General features: G+C 69.6%; 2 protein-coding genes. One reads left to right on the top strand and one right to left on the bottom strand.

Features of this window, described 5'->3' with window-relative positions; translation table 11 throughout:
- A partial coding sequence (locus C1J00_RS43555) for a TerD family protein (RefSeq protein ID WP_180989927.1) occupies nt 1–567 on the bottom strand: 567 nt, incomplete at its 3' end.
- A gap of 297 nt (nt 568–864) precedes the next feature.
- Between C1J00_RS43555 and C1J00_RS43550 the strand changes: the two genes are divergently transcribed.
- Nucleotides 865–1,057, top strand: a 193-nt coding sequence (locus C1J00_RS43550; RefSeq protein WP_342751822.1) for a DUF6643 family protein, incomplete at its 3' end; no start/stop codon positions are given.

Below are 1,057 nucleotides of genomic sequence, written 5' to 3'. Positions count from 1 at the left end.
GGGTGCCGCCGGGGCGACGGCCGGAACCGGTGCCGGTGCCGCCTGCTGCGGCTCGTCCACGCTGATGCCGTAGTCCGTGGCCAGCCCTTCGAGGCCGCTGCTGTAGCCCTGACCGACGGCGCGGAACTTCCAGGCACCCTGGCGGCGGTAGAACTCGCCCAGCACGAAAGCGGTTTCGGTGGTGGCTCCGGGGTTGTCGAAGCGGGCCAGCGGCATGCCCTGGGCCGCGTCCTGGACCTCGATGTACAGGTCGGGCACGCGTCCGAACGTGCCGCCGTCGGCGGAGGCGACGAGGACGACCGTCTCGATCGCGGGCTCCACGCGCGCGAGGTCGACGAGGAGCGCGTCGGTCACCCGGCCGTCGGTGGTGCGCTTTCCCTCGTGCCGGATCGCGCCGGAGGAGTGCGCGGGCTGGTTGTAGAAGACGAAGTCCGCGTCCGAACGGACCTTTCCGCTTACCAGCAGCAAAGCGGAGGCGTCGGCGTCGGGCACACCCGCTCCGGCCCGCCACCCCAATTCCACCCGCAAGGCCGCGGTGGGCACCGGAGTATTTGAACCTTTCAGCATTTGCATGTCCGCCCCCATTGCGTGTCACCGCGCCGGGCACGCCCCGGCGGTCCGTCGAGTTCCGTGCACACAACCTAATTCCTCGCCGCGGCGATGTCCCCAAGCCCGACCGGCCGGAGGACGGCGGCCAACGCCTGGTACCCGCCCGGAACTCGGCCTTTACACGATCAGGCCTCCGTTCGGCGCCCCATTTTGCCGAGTTCGCTCGCATTGGGGATCCCGAGTCACTGCGGACACGGAAAACAACCCTCTTATCGGTCTCCCCAATCAGCACATCGTGGGCTTAACTTATGTGCCATGACCTCCCCCCGCTCCACCTATGGCGGCGGCTACTACTCCGCCTCCTTCCCGGACACCCCGATCTACGACAGGCTCGTCGCCGAGCGGGGCACCCCGCAGATCGCCCCGATCCGGGTCCCCGCTCAGTACGACATGCCGGGCGGCAACCTGCCCGCCCTCCCGTCGGCGCTGCCCGCCCTGCCGGCAGCTC

Origin of the sequence: Streptomyces cahuitamycinicus, assembly GCF_002891435.1 — a bacterium.
GTDB lineage: Bacteria > Actinomycetota > Actinomycetes > Streptomycetales > Streptomycetaceae > Streptomyces > Streptomyces cahuitamycinicus.
This window is presented reverse-complemented; position numbering and strand designations above follow the sequence as displayed.